This is a genomic window from Clostridium beijerinckii, assembly GCA_003129525.1.
GTDB classification, from domain to species: Bacteria; Bacillota; Clostridia; order Clostridiales; family Clostridiaceae; genus Clostridium; species Clostridium beijerinckii_D.
On record CP029329.1, the window covers coordinates 1,485,157 to 1,505,103 of the forward strand.

Genomic DNA, 19,947 nt, shown 5'->3' on the forward strand with positions numbered 1-19,947 from the left:
TCAACTAGCTTTACTCTTTAATTATATGAACTACTAAATAGTATAAAGTTTCTCTAATCTATAATTTTATGGATTAGATTTTTTTTGAGATAAATTATCAGAATTTACTGATAATTATCTTGTTAAATTTGTGAAGAAGTGATAGAATAATATTAACTTAAACATATTAAATTTAATAAAACTTTTTCATGTAGAGAGGGGCTGGAATTTATGAAAGTAACAGTTATAGCAAAAAATATGGAATTAACAGATGCACTAAAGGAAATAGTGCAAAAAAAGATAAGTAAATTGGAAAAGTATTTTGAAGCAAATATAGAAGCAAGAGCTACATTGAGTGTTCAGAAAAATAGACACATAATTGAAGTTACTATTCCATTTAATGGAGTCATATTAAGAGGAGAAGAAGCAACATCAGATATGTATAAGTCATTAGATTTAGTAGAAGATAAGTTAGAAAGACAAATTAGAAAGCAAAAAACTAGATTATCAAGAAGACATGGAGCATCATTAAGATTCGGTGAAATAAATACTATAGACCTTAAACCATCAGAAGAAGAACAAGGTCAATTAGTTAGAGTAAAGAAATTTGGAGTTAAACCAATGAATTCTGAAGAAGCAATTCTTCAAATGGATTTATTAGGACATAATTTCTTCGTATATCAAGATGCAGATAGCAATAAAGTAAATGTAATTTATAAAAGAAAAGATGGAGATTATGGTTTATTAGAACCAGAATTTATATAAGACATATTTAAAAAAAATAACTGTCTAATATGCATGTTTAACTTGTATATTCTGACAGTTATTTTTTCATATGCTCAAGTGAAAAATGTATTATTTTAAAGTGAAAGTAAGTTAAGAGTATGTTTTATCTCAAAATTGGCAAGTATTATTAATAATTTATGATTAAAATATTAAAAAACAGTTAAATTTAAATGTTTTATATAGGATTTAATACAAAAATCGTAAGTTTTATTGAAAAATAGATAGTTAAAATGATATAATTGAAAAATACGTGATTTATAAAATAAATTATGAATCAATAAACGATGTGTTAGAAATTAATATGAAATATAGAATTTCGAAAGGATGACATTATGGGACTATTAAATGCCGTATTTGGAACATATAGTGAAAGAGAAGTAAAAAGGCTTAAGCCTACTATACAAAAAATAAATGATTTAGAGGAAGGGTTACAAAAACTTTCAGATGAAGAGTTAAAAGCAAAAACATCTGAATTTAGAGAAAGATTAAGTAATGGTGAAACATTAGAAGATATTTTACCAGAAGCATTTGCTGTTGTAAGAGAAGCATCAGTAAGAGTATTCGACAAGAGACATTTTGACGAACAACTTATGGGAGGAATGGTACTTCACCAAGGTAGAATTTCAGAAATGAAAACAGGTGAAGGTAAGACTCTTGTTGCAACGTTACCAGCTTACTTAAATGGATTAAGTGAAGATGGGGTTCATGTTGTAACTGTAAATGACTATCTTGCTAAAACACAATCAGAAGAAATGGGTCAATTATATGGATTTTTAGGATTGACTACAGGAGTAATAATTCATGATTTAAATAACGATCAAAGAAGAGAAGCTTATGCTGCAGATATTACTTATGGAACTAATAATGAGTTTGGATTTGATTATTTAAGAGATAACATGGTTGTTTATAAACAAGAAAGAGTTCAAAGAGGATTAAATTTTGCTATAGTAGATGAAGTTGACTCAATTTTAATTGATGAAGCTAGAACTCCACTTATAATTTCTGGTCAAGGAGAAAAATCTACTGAATTTTATAAGGTTGCAGATTATTTTGCAAAGAAGTTAGTCGTAGAAAAAGATTTTACAAGAGATGAAAAAGCTAATGCAGTAATGTTAACTGATGAGGGTGTTAGAAAAGCAGAAGTAACATTCAAAATAGAAAATTATGCTGATGCTGAAAATATAGAATTACAACATTACGTAACGCAAGCATTAAAAGCAAACTTTGCCATGAGAAAAGATAAAGATTATATGGTTAAAGATGGAGAAGTAATAATTGTTGATGAATTTACAGGAAGACTTATGGAAGGTAGAAGATACTCAGATGGCCTTCATCAAGCGATAGAAGCAAAAGAAGGCGTTAAGATCGCAAGAGAATCCAAGACTTTAGCAACTATTACATTCCAAAATTACTTCAGAATGTTTAAAAAATTGGCAGGTATGACTGGTACAGCATTAACTGAAGAAAATGAATTTAGAGAAATCTATGGATTGGATGTTATTGTTATTCCTACACACAGACCAGTAGCTAGAATAGATAATCCGGATTTAGTTTTTAGTACTGAAATGGGTAAATTTAAGGCTGTAGTATCAGAAATAAAGAGGGTACATGAAAAAGGTCAGCCAGTATTAGTTGGTACAGTAAGTGTTGAAAAGTCAGAACTTGTTTCAAGTCTGCTTAAGAAAAGTGGAGTGTCACATCAAGTATTAAATGCAAAGTTCCATGAACAAGAAGCTGAAATTATAAGTCATGCTGGAGAGTTCGGTATGGTTACTATAGCTACTAATATGGCTGGCCGTGGTACGGATATTAAGCTTGGTGAAGGTGTAGTTGAAGTTGGTGGTCTTAAGATAATAGGTACTGAAAGACATGAATCAAGAAGAATAGATAACCAATTAAGAGGACGTTCTGGTAGACAAGGGGATCCAGGTGAATCAACATTCTTTATTTCACTAGAAGATGATTTAATGAGAATATTTGGGTCAGAAAAGATTCAAGGAATTGTTGAGAAGTTAGGACTTCAAGAAGAGGAAGCAATTGAAAGTAAAATGGTTTCAAAAGCTATAGAAAATGCTCAAAAGAAGGTTGAAGGTAATAACTTTGACATAAGAAAACAATTGTTAGGTTATGATGATGTAATGAACATACAAAGAGGAGTTATCTATAAGCAAAGATCAGAAGTTCTTGAGGGTGAAGATGTAAAAGAAGAAGTATTATCAATGGTAAAAGAAGTTATAGCTAAAGGCGTTAATACTCATATTACAGGTGAATCTGAAGACTATAGAGAAGAATTCCTACATTTAATGATGCAGTTACAAGAAATATGTATACCACCAAATTCAGTTAATTTGCCTAGTCTTGAAAATCTTTCAAATGAAGAAATAACTCAAAGTCTTTATGAAACTGCATGTAAATTCTATGAGCAAAAGGAAGAAGAATTTACTTCAGAAAGATTAAGAGAAATTGAAAGAGTTGTTCTTTTAAAAGCTGTTGATACTAAATGGATGAATCATATAGATAATATGGATCATTTAAAGCAAGGTATTGGACTTCAATCATTTAAACAAATTGATCCAGTTCAAGCATACCAAATGGAAGGTAGCGAAATGTTTAGTGAAATGATTGAAGCAATCAAAGAAGAAACAGTTAAACTATTATTCCATGTTAAAATAGAAAGAGCACCAGAAAGAGTAAGAGTTGCACAAGAAACTGCTGCAATTCATGTTGATACTTCAAGTCCATCAGCAGGACCAGGAGCAAATCCAGGATTAGGAGCAAACCCAGGACCAGGAGGTCCAAGTGTAGGACCTGTTAGAAATCTTGATAAGCATGGAAGAAATGATTTATGCCCATGTGGTAGTGGAAAGAAATTCAAGAATTGTTGTGGAAGAGAAGCTTAGTTCAGTTAACAGTGAACAGTTAAGGTGAAAACTCTACAGAGTTTTTAAAACAATAAATATGTTATAATAAATTCCGTAGATGTTTTGAGAATTGTTGTTATTAATGTAAGTAGCAATTATGGTTAAATTTCTACGGAATTTTTATTTAATTAAATTAAAGTTAAAGAAATCCAGAAAGGATTTCATCATAAATTGTTAACTGTTACTTGTTAACTGTTAACTGATAAAAAGGGGTGAAAATAGATGATTATTGAGCTTGAAAAAGAATTAGTAAAGCTTCCGATTATAAAAAAATCTATAGAAGAAATGGGGGCTTCACTTTGACAGGGGAGGCTTAGAGCGAGAACTTCATGAATTGGAATGTCAAATGCAAGAGACGGGATTCTGGGATGATACTAAAAGAGCAGAAGAAGTTACTAAAAAGAGTAAATCCATAAAAGATAAAATTCAAGGTTTTGATAAGTTAAAATCTCAAATTGAAGATGTTGAAGTGCTGAAAGAGATGATGGAAGAAGATGATCAAGAATCAGCCAATGAAATAATACAAACAATGAGAGCAATAGAAGCTCAAATTGATGATTATAACATGAAGGTACTTCTATGCGGAGAATATGATAAAAATAACGTTATTTTAACTTTACATGTTGGTGTTGGTGGTACTGATGCTAATGATTGGACTGAAATGCTTTTAAGAATGTATACAAGATGGTGTGAAAAACAAGGCTATAAGGTTGAAACTTTAGATTTAATTCCAGGAGATGAAGCAGGAATTAAAAGTGTTACCTTAAAGGTTACTGGAGATTATGCATATGGATACCTAAAGGCAGAAAAAGGAATTCATAGATTAGTTAGAATTTCACCATATAATTCTAATGGCAAAAGACAAACTTCTTTTGCATCTATGGAAGTGCTTCCAGAACTTACAAAAGAGCAAGATATAGATATAAAACCTGATGATCTTAGAATAGATACCTATAGATCTGGAGGTGCTGGAGGACAACATGTTAATACAACCGATTCGGCAGTGAGAATTACTCATCTTCCTACGGGGGTAGTTGTACAATGCCAAAATGAAAGAAGTCAATTTTCTAATAGAGATACAGCTATGGAAATGCTTAAATCTAAATTAGTTGAATTAAAGGAAAGAGCTCATAAAGAAAAGATTGAGGACTTAACTGGAGAGTTAAAAGACATGGGCTGGGGAAGTCAGATAAGATCATATGTATTTCATCCATATAGTATGGTTAAGGATCATAGGACAAATGTTGAAACATCAAATGTCACAGCAGTGATGGATGGAGAAATAGATATGTTTATAAATGCATATTTAAAGCAGTAATAATATAGATAACCAATGTATGAAGGCCTCTCTTTGCTTATAAACAGAGGGAGGTCCTTTATATTTGTGGATAAATTTTATGTTAAAAAGGTGCTTTAAATAGCTAAGCGACCCTATAAAACATATCAACTAAGGAATATACTACTGTAAGAACTACACAAACATATAAAGATATATTTAATCCTGGCTTAAGAATTGAAATAACTCCACCAGCCACTAGTGCAAATATTATTATTACACTAATAAATTTAAAGAAGCCAGATTTATTTGTTAATAGTGTTGTAACAGAAGAAAACATTATTAAAATCAGCGCCAAAAAATAAAAAATTTTTTTTAAATCATCCGAATAATTCATTATTTGAAATTGATTCAAGGTAAGAAGAGAAAGCAAAAATAATAATAAAAAAGAACATATTTTACTAATGTTTTTAATCATAAGCCACCATCCTTTGGTAAATATTTACATAATAATTATACAGTCATATTTTTATTAGGGCAATATAAAAATTGCTTACAGTCTACTTATTTACAATAAAATGTACTTATAATTCAGATAAAGGGTTGGAGTTATTCATGAATATAGAAAATTCTTGCCTTAAATTTAAATAAGTTTATAATATTAATAGGAATATGAGATAATTATATTATTGCCATTACTAAAAATAGTAATGGCAATAATAATTTATGTGGTAAAATATTGTTAGATTAGTAAGAACATAACTAATATAAAGCAGGAGGAAATTATGAATTCAATTGAAGAAAGAATCGCAAAAGAGTTAGAAATAAGATTAGGTCAAGTTCAAAGTGTTATTGAACTCTTAGATGATGGAAATACAGTTCCCTTTATTTCAAGATATAGAAAAGAAGTTACAGGTGGACTTTCAGATGAAGTTTTAAGAAAATTATCTGAAAGATTGACTTATTTAAGGAATTTAGAAGAAAGAAAAGCAGCTGTTACAAGAATAATACAAGAACAAGAGAAGTTTACAGAGGAAATTGGAAAGGCTTTAGAAAAAGCAACAACTTTAACTGAAGTTGAAGATATATATAGACCTTATAAAGCTAAAAAAAGAACAAAAGCAACAATGGCTGTTGAAAAAGGATTAAAACCTCTTGCAGAATTGATTTTAGAAGGTAAATTTAACGGTGATTTAAATGAAGAAGCAACTAAATATATAAGTGAAGAAAAAGGTGTAACAAGTAGTGAAGAAGCTATTTCTGGAGCTTTAGACATAGTTGCAGAAAGTATATCAGATGAAGCAAAATATAGAAAATATATAAGAGACTTTGTTATGAGAGAAGGAAACATAGAAAGCAAAGGAGAATCTAAAGAATCAACACCATACGAAATGTATTATGAATATTCAGAAGCAGTAAACAAAATACCACCTCATAGAATACTAGCTATTAATAGAGGGGAAAAAGAAAAAGTATTAAGCGTTAAAATTACTGTAAATGAAGATAAGATTATACAATACTTAGAAAATCAAGTATTAAAGAAAAATTCAATTTTAGATGAGAAACTAAAACTTGCAATAAAGGATTCATTAAAGAGATTAATTTATCCATCAATTGAAAGAGAAATTAGAAGTGAATTAACTGATATTGGTGAAGAAGGTGCTATTAACATCTTTAAAGAAAATCTAAAAGCATTACTTTTGCAAGCTCCAATCAAGGGAAAAGTAGTAATGGGGTATGACCCTGGATTTAGAACAGGTTGTAAGATTGCAATATTAGATGCAACAGGAAAGTTCTTAGAAAATACAGCGGTATATCCAACAGTACCTAAAAGAGATATTGAAGGAACAAAGAAAACTTTAAAAGCACTTATTGCTAAACATAATGTTGATGTTATTTCCCTTGGAAATGGAACTGCATCTAGAGAATCAGAAGAAGTAATTGCTGAAATGATTACTGAAATAAAAAATGAAACTGGAAGAGAATTAGCTTATGTGATTGTATCAGAAGCAGGAGCATCAGTTTATTCAGCATCTGAACTTGCAACTAAAGAATATCCAGATTTAGATGTTACAGTAAGAGGTGCTATTTCAATAGGTAGAAGATTACAAGATCCACTTGCTGAATTAGTTAAAATAGATCCAAAGGCAATTGGGGTTGGACAATACCAACATGATGTAGCTCCTAAAAAGCTAGAAGAATCTTTAGCAGGAGTCGTAGAAGATTCAGTTAATACTGTTGGAGTTGATTTAAATATAGCAACACCATCACTTTTAACACATATTTCGGGAATAAATGCAGCAATTGCTAAGAATATTGTTGATTATAGAGAAGAGGTTGGTCACTTTACTTCAAGAAAAGAATTACTTAAAGTAAAGAGATTAGGACAAAAGGCATATGAACAATGTGCAGGGTTCTTAAGAGTAGATGATAGTAAAGATCCTTTAGATAATACATCAGTGCATCCTGAATCTTATAGCGTAGCTAAAAAGTTAATTGAACTGTTAGGATATAAGAAGCAAGATCTTAAAGATAACAAACTAGGAGACATTGATGAAAGAGCAGAATCACAAGGATTAAAGAATTTAAGTGAAACTCTAGAAGTTGGAGAACTTACTTTAAAAGATATAATCAAAGAACTAAAAAAACCAGGCAGAGATCCTAGAGAAGAAATGCCAAAGCCAATACTTAAGACAGGAATAGTTGAACTTAAAGACTTAATGCCAGGAATGGTTTTAACTGGAACAGTTAGAAACGTATCAGACTTCGGTGCTTTTGTAGATATTGGAGTTCATCAAGATGGATTAGTACACAAAAGTCAAATGGCAAATAGATTTGTAAAGCATCCTTTAGATATTGTTAAAGTTGGAGACATCGTAAAAGTAGCCATAATAGAAGTTGATGAAAAGAGAAAAAGAATTTCTTTAACTATGAAGGATATTAATGAATCAGCAGAAGTATAATTTTAATCAATTCACAGTTTGCAATGCACAAATAACAATTCATAATAATTGTTATTGAAAGAACTGTATATTTAAATGTATAGAAAAGCCTTAAGAATAAATATACAATTATTCTTAAGGCTTTTAAATATAAAAAATCATAGTTTATTATTACTTTGCTGATAAAATTCAATTCTAAATAAAACTTCATAATATCAGTATAAAAAAGTTATATTAAATAATATAATAAACATAAAGTATATTCAAAGAAACAAGCAGTCGAATTGTTTTTATAAGAAGGAGAGAAAATGAATGATTAAATGGGGAATTATCGGACTTGGAAATATAGCTATGCGTTTTGCAAAAAGTTTATCTTATACAAATGAAGGAAAATTATATGCAATTGCTTCTAAAACAAAAGATAAACGGGATTCTTTTTATGAACAATATAATTGCGATAAAGTTTATGAAGATTATCATGAATTATTAAACGATGAGGAAATAGATGCTGTTTATATTGCATTGCCTCATGGGTTACATAAGTATTGGTCAACTGAAGCAATAAGGCACAAGAAGGCTGTTTTATGTGAAAAACCTGTAGGTTTAAATGCAGACGAAATGAAAGAAATAAAAGATGAGGTTTTATTAAACAATACTTTCTTTATGGAAGCGATGAAAACGAGATTTATTCCACTAATTCATACCATCAAAGATATAATAAGAAATAAGGAGATTGGAGAAATTATATCTATTGAAGCTAATTTTTGTAATCATGTAACAAATATTAAGCAGGGATCTTATTTATTGGATAAAACACAAGGCGGAGCTTTACTAGATGTTGGAGTTTATCCATTATCATTTGTTATGGATATGATTGACTCACAAGTTAAGCAAGTGAAATCACATATGGAAATAAATGAAACAGGAGTAGATTCATATTTTAAAGCAATATTAACCTTTGAAAATGGAGTAATAGGAACAATTGAAGGCGCCATTGATAGAAATAAGGAAAGAACTGCTATTATTAAAGGAACAAAGGGTTATATGGAAATTCCAATATATAATAGGCCAGATAAGGTTTTTGTCAATTTAAATAATGGGGAATCTTATAAAATAGAAAAAGAATTAGAATTTGATGATATGTATGCGGAAATTAATGAAGTACATAATTGTTTGAAAAAATTAAAACTCGAAAGTGAGCATTTATCTTTAAATGAGTCAATTCGTGTAATGAATGTATTAGATCAAATTAGAAAAACTGCAACATTAAATTAAGCTCTTATAATAGACAGGAGAGAGAACTACAACATGGATAAAACTAAATTTTATACTAATAGAAAAAACATCATAATTTTAGCAACCTTATGTTGCATTTTATGGGGGAGCGCCTATCCATCAATAAAAATAGGATATTCACTATTTAATATAAATGATATGGGATCCAAATTAGTTTTTGCAGGATACAGATTTGCGCTTGCAGGTATTTTAGTACTTTTATTAGAATTAATTACAAAGAAAAATGTATTTAATTTTTCTAGAAAGCAATTTGGACAAATAACACTATTAGGTTTAACACAAACTGCCCTTCAATATATATTTTTTTATATAGGAATGTCATATACTACAGGGGTCAGAGGATCTATAATTAATGGAACAGGGACGTTTGTAAGTATTATATTGGCTCATTTTATTTATAAAAATGACAAGCTTAATTTTAACAAGATAATAGGATGTATCATAGGATTTTTAGGAGTAGTAATTGTTAATTTAAATGGACAATCATTAGAGGGAAATGCTTTTACTTTTAATGGTGACGGTTTTGTAATGATTGCAGCAATCATATTTGCAGCTTCTGCAATATATGGCAAGAAAATAACACAAACTCAGGAACCATCATTAGTTACAGGATTTCAACTATTTATAGGCGGAATTATATTAACAATTCTAGGATGGTTTTTAGGAGGTAATTTAAAAGGATTCACAATAGGATCTACATTGCTTTTAATTTATATGGCATTATTATCATCAGTGGCATTTGTTATATGGACTCAATTATTAAAATATAACAAAGTAGGAATAATATCAGTGTTTAACTTTTTAATACCTGTCTTTGGAACATTATTATCATCAATATTTTTGGGTGAAAATATATTTGATATTAAGATCTTGATAGCATTAATACTTGTATGTTATGGAATATTTTTAGTTTATAGAGTTAAGAAAGAAGAATAGCATTAACTAGCATTGCTAGGTGCAGCAACAAAGGCAAAAAACATATCAATAGAATAACAAGGTATTTGGATATGCTAATAATCCTAATACAACAACAATAATTGATAAAATGCTAGAATTAGGAGCAAACAATAGGAATTGTATATAAATGGGAAATAAAAGGATGAGTATAACTGGTACTCATCCTTAAATACTTTATGGATATGAAAGAAAATAACTGATAAAAGTATATAATATATATTAAAAAAAGTATCTTATGTAAATACATAAGAGTGTTTAAGATAATAGCAAAGGAAGAACTTGATAAAATCTAGATTTATTCTATAATCGTATTAGGAAGTAGGCACATTCAAAAGATATATATGCATAGAGTTCTTCCTATGTTATTTCAAGTGCTTTATACGAGTTAATAAACACATTTTAATTAAAAGGAGGATAACATGAAAAATATATTTTATTACAACACTAAGATCGGAAGAATTGGTATAGAAGAGAATGGTACAGCTATTACAAAATTAGATTTTATAAATAAAGATATGGAAGAAGAAATAATAGAAGAAAATGAAACAGCATTATTAAAAAAAGCTATAAATGAGCTTAATGAGTATTTAGATGGAAATCGTAGTTCATTTGATTTACCATTAGACCCTAAGGGGACAGAATTTCAAAAGAAAGTATGGAATGCTCTAAAAGAAATTCCTTATGGTGAAACAAGAAGTTATGGCGAGATTGCAAAGATAATTGGAAATGAAAAGGCAGCAAGAGCTGTTGGAATGGCAAACAATAAAAATCCAATTGCTATTATAGTTCCTTGCCATAGAGTAATTGGAGCTAATGGTAAGCTAGTTGGTTACGCAGGTGGGCTTGATTTAAAGGAAAAACTTCTTCAATTAGAGAGCATGAAGTAGTATATTAAAAAATTTGATAAAATATTATTCAGAGTTGTGTATTACAAAAGATATGAGGAGGAAATACAATGTTAAAAATAGGATGTCACTTATCAACTTCAAAAGGATTTAAAAATATGGGAAAAGAAGCTCTTAAATTAGAAGGAAATACATTTCAATTTTTTACTCGAAATCCAAGAGGAAGTAAAGCGAAAGCTATTGATGAAAAAGACGTAGCAGAATTCTTGGAATTGGCAAAAGAAAATAATTTTACTACAATATTAGCACATGCCCCTTATACATTGAATGCTTGCTCAGCGGATGAAAATACAAGAAATTTTGCAAAAGAATTAATGGAAGATGATTTAATTAGAATGGAATATACACCGAACAGTCTTTATAATTTTCATCCAGGCAGCCATGTTAAACAAGGGGTTGAGGTTGGGATTAAATATATTTCTGATATGTTAAATGAGGTGCTAAAACCAGAGCAAACAACAACTGTATTACTTGAAACAATGGCAGGTAAAGGCACTGAAATTGGCCGTACATTTGAGGAATTACAAGAAATTTTAAGTCGTGTAAAATTATCTGATAAGATGGGAGTATGCCTTGATACTTGTCATGTATATGATGCAGGGTACGACATTGTGAATAATTTAGATGGTGTGTTAGAACAATTTGATAAAATAATCGGATTAGATAAATTATGCGCAATACATTTAAATGATAGTATGAATGTATTTGAAAGTCACAAAGATAGACACCAAAAAATTGGAGAAGGTTCTATTGGTTTAGAAGCAATTACAAACATTATAAATCATCCTAAACTACGTAATTTGCCATTTTTCCTTGAAACTCCAAATGAACTTGACGGTTATGCAAAAGAAATAGCATTATTAAAAAGTCTTTACAATAAAAGCATATAAAAATCTAATTCATGCTAAATGTAGAATACTTTTTAGGAGATACTCCCACAGCTTTTTTAAATGACTTCAAAAAGTTGCTATAATCATTAAATCCACATTGAATATAGACATCATTAATACTTAAACCATTTGAAAGCATAGATTTTGCTATGGATATTCTTCTTGCAGTAATATATTTATTTATAGTGGTGCCAGTAGCCAATTTAAAAATTCTACAAATATATGATTCGCTTAAAAAAAAGTGTTCTGCTAAATTTTTAATAGTAATGTTTTCTATAACATTGTCGTTGATATAGACAATTATTTCTTGAATTTGATTGTGATATTTATAACAGGATAACAATGAATCTTCATTATCTACAAATGCTTTAGTTAAATAGGTCATCAATTCTATAAAACTTGAATACTCGATCATATCAGAACCAAAACCTTCAGTGCTCGTAATTTTATTTATGAAATATATAAATCTATTTTGCTGTTCTTTATCAAGTTCAATCTTATGACTAAAATTTTCATCACGATGTGTAAAACAATAGCTTAAATCTGTTTTATTAGTAGAGATAGATTTTAAAAAGTCAGGGTGAATAGAAATTACTATTCGCTCATGAATCATTTTATTTATTTGAGAAACATAGTGACTCTCAAACGGATTTATAACAAATAAATTCCCAGCATTAATATCATATAATTTATTATCTATTAAAAACTGTTTACCACCAGAAATAGAATAATAAATTTCATAACAATCATGTATATGAATAGACATGGTTTCTTCTTCAGTATGTAAATGAGCAACTGAAAAGTATTTATTTTTTATACAATTATTTATGGATTCTTTACATGATGTAAATTCCTTCATACAGTCACCTCGTTAAATATTAGTCTATTAATTTTAATTATACTAATCGCTTCAGTATTTGCAATATTTTAATGAAAATATAACAAGAAATAGTGAAAACATAATAGTATAATTAAATTAATAAACTAAGGAATAAACTAAGAGACCTAAATATAAGGAGGCAAATATTATGGATATGATTAAAAATTTTTCATTAGAAGGTAAGATAGCATTAGTAACAGGAGCAGCATATGGTATTGGATTTGCGATTGCAAAGTCTTATGCAGAAGCAGGAGCGACAATAGTGTTTAATGATATTAAGCAAGAGTTAGTTGATAAGGGATTAAAAGCTTATGAAGAAGCTGGAATAAAGGCATATGGATATGTGTGTGATGTTACAGATGAACCAAAGGTAATTGAATTAGTTGAAAAAATAGAAAAAGAAGTTGGAGTAATTGATATTCTAGTAAATAATGCAGGAATAATTAAGCGTATCCCAATGCTTGAAATGAAAGCAGAGGAGTTTAGACAAGTTATAGATGTAGATTTAACGGCACCATTTATAGTAGCTAAAGCTGTAATACCTGGAATGATTAAAAAGGGACATGGAAAAATAATCAACATATGTTCTATGATGAGTGAACTTGGAAGAGAAACTGTTTCAGCTTATGCCGCTGCTAAAGGTGGGCTTAAGATGTTAACAAGAAATATTGCATCTGAATATGGTGAATATAATATCCAATGTAACGGACTTGGACCTGGATACATAGAAACACCACAAACTGCACCGATTAGAACACCAGGACATCCATTTAACGAATTTATAATAGCAAAGACTCCAGCTGCACGTTGGGGAACACCAGAAGATTTAGCTGGACCAGCTATATTCTTAGCTTCTGATGCATCAGATTTTGTAAATGGTCATATTTTATATGTAGATGGCGGAATCTTAGCTTATATTGGAAAACAACCACAATAATAATTAAAATAACAAAATAGTAGTAAAATCAAACCGAATAATTAGGAGGCAAACAAAAATGAAAATAGCTTTAATAAATGAAAATAGCCAAGCGGCAAAAAATGAAATGATATACGCATCATTAAAAAAGATAGTAGAACCAATGGGACATGAAGTATTTAATTATGGAATGTATAGTGCAGAAGACCCAGCAGTATTAACATATGTTCAAAATGGTATTTTAGCAGCTATCCTTTTAAATTCAGGAGCAGCAGATTACGTAATAACTGGATGTGGAACAGGAGAAGGAGCAATGCTAGCATGCAATGCATTCCCCGGAGTATTATGTGGCCATGTAGTAGATCCTTCAGATGCATTTATGTTTGCACAAATTAATGATGGAAATGCAATAGCAATACCTTTTGCAAAAGGATTTGGATGGGGAGCAGAATTAAATTTGGAATATATATTTGAAAAATTATTCCAAGGTGAAAGTGGACAAGGATATCCAAAAGATAGAGTTGTACCAGAACAAAGAAATAAAAAAATATTAGATGAAGTTAAAAAAGTAACACATAAAGATATGGTAACAATCTTAAAAGAAATAGATCAAGATTTATTAAAGGGAGCTATAAGTGGAGAAAAATTTAAAGAATATTTCTTTAATAATTGTAAATCTATAGAGATAGAATCTTGTATTAGAAATATATTAGAGTAACACATTGAGCTAGTTTAATTTTATTATAACATGCTCTAACTAAACCTGCATTATTGGCGCATATTCTTCAGAATATATATGGTAATATGGTTTAGAATAAATATTATTTAAAATATATATGGTGATTAAACCACAAAAACTATAAAGTATCGTGATTAGTTTGACAGCTTTGCTTCAAATTCTAAAAAATATAATTTAAAACAGTTAATTATTACAGCAACTATACATGCAATTATATTGAGAAAACACTCTATGCCACTTTCAAGAAACTGTTTTAACAGTTTCTTGAAGTTATAGGCTGCGATTTTAAATCCAACCCATAATTTTGAGCGCAATAATCCCCGGATAGGCATGGTATCAATTTTATATCTTCTCCTCAAAACAGAAGGAATACCTTCTATACCAGCCCTTTTATTTGCAAGCTTTATATACTCACTCTCGTGCATTTTTTCTCTTTGAGTAGCTGTATTATAAGCTTTTTCGCTAACTCTTATGGTATTAAATTTCTTTGATATTTTCTTTGGACATTGTGAATTTAAAGGACATTTTTCACATGTACTGGAGTCAAATTTGGCTGTATAAGATTTTGAACTATAATAAGACTCTACAGGTTCGACTCCGTTAGGACAACAACTTATTACATTTTTTTCGTCATCTACAATGAATTTTGAATAACTCAGTTTATCAGTAGATACTTTTCTGCCAACTAGTTGACTTGGAATCATTTCAATTCCTTGTTTTAAAGCATTTTTGGCTTTTTCTTGTTCATAGTAAGCACCATCAACTAGTAGTTTACAGTTTGAATTTTTATTTTGTGAAGCTAAATTAGCAATAACATCATCAGCAAATTTTGAATCGCTGTGAATATTTTGCTTAAGGTCATAGCCTGTTATAACACTGTTTTTATCATTAAATGATTCTTGTATATTAACAACATAACCAACGTTACCACCATATTTTTTTCTGTAGGTTGCATCTTTGTCAGTTGGATTTTGTAAACTAGTTGAAGTTATATCTTTTGAATCTTTAATAACTAAATTTTTTGCAGCATCTTCTGTAGTTTGGTCCTGAATAACTCTATTTAAAAGTTGAAACTCTTCTGTTGAAGTAACTATATCTCCAGCTTTCAGAGCGATATTGTATAGAATTTTAGAATGTTCGATTAAAATTGAAAGTTTTGAATCAGCCTTTAAATCTTGAGTTCTATATATAGTGTCATTTTTATGCCCCTTTTCAAGGTACGGTTTTAGTTCATCACTTATAATAGGTGGATTTATTATATTTAGAGCTTTAATAAGTCTGCTATTTATAGAATATACTAGCTCAATTCTACTTAATTTTTTGCATGATGAACTAACCATTAACGAATCCACTCTAACTTTTTTATTATCAACAGATAAATACTTAGCAATGCTTTCGGATAAAGCTTCAACTTCAGCTTTTATTAAGTCTTCATTAGTTGACGCTTCATATTCAACAAGTCTGTTTCTAAAATTTGTTAGAGTATTTATAGATACTGGTTGTGTTTCATAATTAGTTGTATTTAAAGCATATTGATATCTTACATCGAAATGAATAGAGCCGATAAGCTCTTCATCAGTCTGCTGAAATATTTCTTTTATAATTAGTAAGCCAAGAATAACATTAATAGGTGAATTAGTCCTTGAGGCTTTATTGCTATATAAAACCGAAAAACGCTCCTCATTTATTCGCGGAAAAATATGATCCTTAAATGCCTTAGCCCAACTTTTATTTAAAATATCTTGAAGGTATTTTGGCATTTGGTTGATTGGTTCAAATAATGAAGTTTGTTGAAGGTCATTTTTGCAAAACATAGTAATTCTCCTCATACGTTTAATTTTATAATGCTATTATATCATTAAATTCTAATTGGATGATATTTGTCAGCTTTTTGTGGTCTAATCATATGGTAAGCCATATTAGAATATTCAGTGTCTAATTGTAGTAAGTAAAAACATACATTCAATTAGTATGGATATATTAAAAAAACTATCACAATACGTTAGAATAATAGAAAATAGACATAAAGAACCAGTCCTTTGAATATTCATGTCTATTTTTTAGTTATATGAAGAGTTGAAAAATATAGTACTTTTAATAATATCTCGTCATTAGGGGAAATTAAATTTGCAATATAAAAAGTAAAGAAAAGAGAGAGGGTATTAAACAATTAGCCACAATTTAAATTCAAGAATATAAAAAATATATAATATTACAAAAGACTAGATTGAATATATCCCATAACTTTACTAATATTATTGGCAACATTCATGAACTCATTTTTGTACTCTAATAAACTCTCTATATTATTAAAAAAAGTTACCGAGGAAAGGCTAGTAGCCGCAATAATTTTATTAGTTCTATCAAAAATAGGAACAGCTATGCATATAACGCCAGTATCACATTCAATGTTATCGAGTGAATATAAATTCTTTCTTATATCATGAATTTCATCTATAAGTACATTAATATCAGTTATAGTATTTTCGGCATATTTAACAAATTCAGTGTTTTTTAACAATTCTCTTATTTTATCATCAGGATACTGAGATAATAATAACTTACCAGAGGCAGTACAGTAAATTGGTGCTTTTTTACCTATGCTTGAAGACATTGTTATGTTTCTATTAGGATTTTCAGCCGATACTTTATCTACGTATATTATATTTGAATATGATTCGTCAGGAATACAAAGATGTATAACTTCATCAACTTTATTTGCAAAGTCATGTATGTAAGGTCTAGCAATACTTATTAAATCCATACTGTTTGTCATAGAAGTGGATAGATTAAGTACTTTTATATCAAGTTGATATTTATCATTATCTTTGTTTTGGGTAACATATTTTTTATATTTTAAAGTTGTGATAATTCTATGTATTGTGCTTTTACTTAATCCTAAAATTTTTGATAATTCTCCAATTCCACAACCTTTTGGGTATTCTGCTAAACAATCAAGTATGTCTAATGCACGTTCTACAGACTGAACTAAATTAAGATTATTTGAATCCTCAGACATATTAAATCCTCCATAAATAATTATTTACTTTATACTACATTGTAATATTTAATATAGATTTTAACAAATAAAAAATTTATAAGTTTTTATTGTAGCATTATTGACAATTGGGAGCGTAAATATTAAAATAACATTAGGTAGTGAAACAACGTTCCACAATGCGGAACGGAATTAAGCCTGGAAACAGACATATATAATATTCCTTAATTATATATAATATTAACCAAAAATTAATCATAGCCTTATCAAGTATAAATTTAATTCTATCTCTGCATACTTGATAAGGCTAAAAATAAAAATATAAGTTGAAAGTGGTGTATTGTTAATGGATGTAATTACTATAGGCGATGCAATGATTGCAATGTGTCCTAAAGAAAAAGGACCAATAATATTTTGTAACACTTTTGAAAGAAAAATAGGTGGAGCAGAATTAAATGTTGCAATAGGTTGTGCAAGATTAGGATTAAATTCAGGCTGGATAAGCAGACTTGGAAATGATGACTTTGGAAAATATATATTAAAAACAGTAAGAGGAGAAGGTGTTGATATTTCAGAAGTTAAACTTGTAGATGAATACCCAACATCTGTATACTTTAGAGAAGTTTTATCTGATGGCGCTAGTAGATCTTTTTATTATAGAGAAAAATCTCCAACAAGTACAATGAATCATAAAGAATTAAATGAAGAGTATTTTAAAAATTCAAAAGTACTTCATATCACAGGAGTTTTTCCTTCGATTAATATGAATAATAGAGAAGTTATATTTGAAGCAGTAAAATTGGCAAAGAAACATAATTTAATAGTTTCTTTTGATCCTAATATTAGATTAAAAATGTGGAGTAAAGAAGAAGCTAAAAGTTACATAGAAAAACTTTTACCTTATATAGATATTCTTTTAATAGGAGATGAAGAGGTAGAAATATTATTAGGTGAAACAAGTTTAGAAGATGCAATAAAAACTTTTCATAGCTATGGAATAGAAAAGGTTATTGTTAAAAAGGGCGCTAAAGGAGCAATAGGATCGGATAACGAAAATATTTATGAGGTAGATGCCATTAAACCAAAAGCTCTAGTTGATACAGTAGGTGCAGGAGATGGGTTTGCAGCAGGATTTTTAACAGCACTGCTTAAAGGGGAAACATTAGAAAATTGTGTTAGATTTGCAAATGCAGTTGGATCTTTAGTAGTTGGTGTTGAAGGTGATAATGAAGGATTACCTTATTATGATGATGTTTTAGTACATTTAGGACAATCAAAAAAAATAGAACGTTAAGATCATATTATGAAAAAAACAAAATAAAACATGGAAATATAATAATTTTAAATTAATATATAAATAAAGGATGAGGTGTAAATAATGTTTGAAAAAATTTATGAAACATTAAAAGAAGAAAAAGCTGTAGCTGTTATTAGAACTAAAACTTATGAAGAAGCAAAAGAAATTAGTATAGCAGCCATTGATGGTGGAATGAAGATTATAGAAGTAACTATGAGTGTACCAAATGCACCAAAGTTAATAAAAGAATTAAAAGAAGAATACAAAGATGCATGTGTTGGAGCAGGAACTGTTTTAACTAAAGATGCTGTAGATGAATGTATTGAGAATAATGCTGATTTTATTGTTTCTCCTTGTGTTGATGAAGAAGTAATAGCATATGCAATTCAAAGAAAAGCATTAATAATTCCAGGACTTATGACAATGTCAGAAGTAAACAAAGTTTATAAAATGGGATTAAGATTTATAAAAATATTCCCTGGAAATGTTGTCGGAAAAGGATTAATAGGAGCAGCAAAATCGATCTTTCCAGATATTAATATAATGCCTACTGGTGGAGTAAACAAGGATAATATAAGTGAATGGATACAATCTGGAGCAGATTGCAGTGGTATAGGTAGTGATTTAAACAAAATGTATAAGAGCAATGGTGCACAAGGCGTAAAAGAATATTGTGCTGAAGTTATGACAAAAGTAAAAAGTTTATAATTTATTAGAATTTTATACAGTAGTGATTAGTTTTATAATAATAGAGCTAATCACTATTTTTATGCAAAAAAGGCTATACTGAATCAATTGATGGATCAGATAATTTGTATATAACAGGGAATTAGATACGAGAATGTGAGCTATTAGTTCAAAAAGTCTAAGCAGAGGGTATGTTATTTAATTCACTATATGGGAGGTTATTGCTTGCATTATATTCTCAAAATAAAAAATTAGAAGAATATCCAAAATCCTTTAAAATAGGATAAATAAAAAATAATTTGTTTGTGAAATTCCTCATGAATTAGGGAGGAACAAAGGTTGCTGTAGAATATGAAGTTACAGTGAATTATATATGTACGATACTGATACTGCAAAATAACGTTTATATGTCCAATTTTCAGAAATAAAGATTGTTAAAAAAATAGTTATCCTTTAAAAAGTTAAAATCAAAGCTTAT

General features: G+C 29.1%; 16 protein-coding genes. 12 read left to right on the forward strand and 4 right to left on the reverse strand.

Translation table 11 applies throughout. The features are described from left to right. The first annotated feature begins 210 nt into the window (after positions 1-210). The 3 genes from raiA to DIC82_06530 all read left to right on the forward strand — a co-directional run bounded on the left by raiA (position 211) and on the right by DIC82_06530 (position 5,004). Positions 211-744, forward strand: coding sequence for a ribosome-associated translation inhibitor RaiA (gene raiA, locus DIC82_06520; protein ID AWK50687.1), 534 nt, complete (start codon positions 211-213; stop codon positions 742-744). Between the two features lie 353 nt (positions 745-1,097). After that, positions 1,098-3,665, forward strand: coding sequence for a preprotein translocase subunit SecA (locus tag DIC82_06525; GenBank protein AWK50688.1), 2,568 nt, complete (start codon positions 1,098-1,100; stop codon positions 3,663-3,665). Between the two features lie 243 nt (positions 3,666-3,908). Beyond that, positions 3,909-5,004, forward strand: a protein-coding gene (locus tag DIC82_06530) for a peptide chain release factor 2 (GenBank protein ID AWK50689.1) whose coding sequence is annotated in 2 segments (ribosomal slippage) — positions 3,909-3,986 and positions 3,988-5,004 — 1,095 coding nt in all. Because the reading frame shifts where the segments join, the coding sequence is not laid out codon by codon here. Between the two features lie 103 nt (positions 5,005-5,107). Here the strand turns inward: DIC82_06530 and DIC82_06535 are convergent. Continuing rightward, positions 5,108-5,440, reverse strand: a complete 333-nt coding sequence (locus DIC82_06535; protein AWK50690.1) for a hypothetical protein — start codon at positions 5,438-5,440, stop codon at positions 5,108-5,110. A gap of 307 nt (positions 5,441-5,747) precedes the next feature. On the opposite strand from DIC82_06535, the gene DIC82_06540 reads away from it, so the two are divergent. The 5 genes from DIC82_06540 to DIC82_06560 all read left to right on the forward strand — a co-directional run bounded on the left by DIC82_06540 (position 5,748) and on the right by DIC82_06560 (position 11,952). Continuing rightward, positions 5,748-7,925 (forward strand): RNA-binding transcriptional accessory protein, encoded by a 2,178-nt coding sequence (locus DIC82_06540; GenBank protein ID AWK50691.1) that lies wholly within the window; start codon positions 5,748-5,750, stop codon positions 7,923-7,925. Between the two features lie 291 nt (positions 7,926-8,216). Next, positions 8,217-9,179 (forward strand): gfo/Idh/MocA family oxidoreductase, encoded by a 963-nt coding sequence (locus DIC82_06545; GenBank protein ID AWK50692.1) that lies wholly within the window; start codon positions 8,217-8,219, stop codon positions 9,177-9,179. Between the two features lie 33 nt (positions 9,180-9,212). Then, entirely contained in the window at positions 9,213-10,136 is a 924-nt protein-coding gene (locus DIC82_06550; protein ID AWK50693.1) for an EamA family transporter, read from the forward strand. A gap of 440 nt (positions 10,137-10,576) precedes the next feature. Continuing rightward, positions 10,577-11,044, forward strand: coding sequence for a methylated-DNA--[protein]-cysteine methyltransferase (locus DIC82_06555; GenBank protein AWK50694.1), 468 nt, complete (start codon positions 10,577-10,579; stop codon positions 11,042-11,044). 68 nt (positions 11,045-11,112) lie between these two features. Then, positions 11,113-11,952 (forward strand): endonuclease IV, encoded by an 840-nt coding sequence (locus tag DIC82_06560; protein AWK50695.1) that lies wholly within the window; start codon positions 11,113-11,115, stop codon positions 11,950-11,952. Between the two features lie 4 nt (positions 11,953-11,956). On the opposite strand, the gene DIC82_06565 is transcribed toward DIC82_06560, so the two are convergent. Continuing rightward, positions 11,957-12,811 carry an AraC family transcriptional regulator gene (locus DIC82_06565; protein ID AWK50696.1) on the reverse strand — a complete coding sequence of 285 codons (855 nt, stop codon included), beginning with the start codon at positions 12,809-12,811 and terminating at the stop codon, positions 11,957-11,959. A 169-nt stretch (positions 12,812-12,980) separates the two neighbouring features. Between DIC82_06565 and DIC82_06570 the strand changes: the two genes are divergently transcribed. Together DIC82_06570 and DIC82_06575 are read left to right on the forward strand one after the other, a co-directional pair. After that, entirely contained in the window at positions 12,981-13,769 is a 789-nt protein-coding gene (locus DIC82_06570; protein ID AWK50697.1) for a gluconate 5-dehydrogenase, read from the forward strand. Between the two features lie 58 nt (positions 13,770-13,827). Beyond that, positions 13,828-14,466: a hypothetical protein gene (locus DIC82_06575; GenBank protein ID AWK50698.1), complete on the forward strand. Its 639-nt coding sequence runs from the start codon at positions 13,828-13,830 to the stop codon at positions 14,464-14,466. A gap of 155 nt (positions 14,467-14,621) precedes the next feature. Here DIC82_06575 and DIC82_06580 read toward each other — a convergent pair whose 3' ends face one another. Together DIC82_06580 and DIC82_06585 are read right to left on the reverse strand one after the other, a co-directional pair. Next, entirely contained in the window at positions 14,622-16,316 is a 1,695-nt protein-coding gene (locus tag DIC82_06580; protein AWK50699.1) for a DDE transposase, read from the reverse strand. A gap of 383 nt (positions 16,317-16,699) precedes the next feature. Further along, positions 16,700-17,506, reverse strand: coding sequence for an IclR family transcriptional regulator (locus tag DIC82_06585; GenBank protein ID AWK50700.1), 807 nt, complete (start codon positions 17,504-17,506; stop codon positions 16,700-16,702). 325 nt (positions 17,507-17,831) lie between these two features. On the opposite strand from DIC82_06585, the gene DIC82_06590 reads away from it, so the two are divergent. Together DIC82_06590 and DIC82_06595 are read left to right on the forward strand one after the other, a co-directional pair. Beyond that, positions 17,832-18,779: a 2-keto-3-deoxygluconate kinase gene (locus DIC82_06590; protein ID AWK50701.1), complete on the forward strand. Its 948-nt coding sequence runs from the start codon at positions 17,832-17,834 to the stop codon at positions 18,777-18,779. Between the two features lie 84 nt (positions 18,780-18,863). Beyond that, positions 18,864-19,490 carry a 2-dehydro-3-deoxyphosphogluconate aldolase gene (locus DIC82_06595; protein AWK50702.1) on the forward strand — a complete coding sequence of 209 codons (627 nt, stop codon included), beginning with the start codon at positions 18,864-18,866 and terminating at the stop codon, positions 19,488-19,490. Positions 19,491-19,947 lie beyond the last annotated feature (457 nt).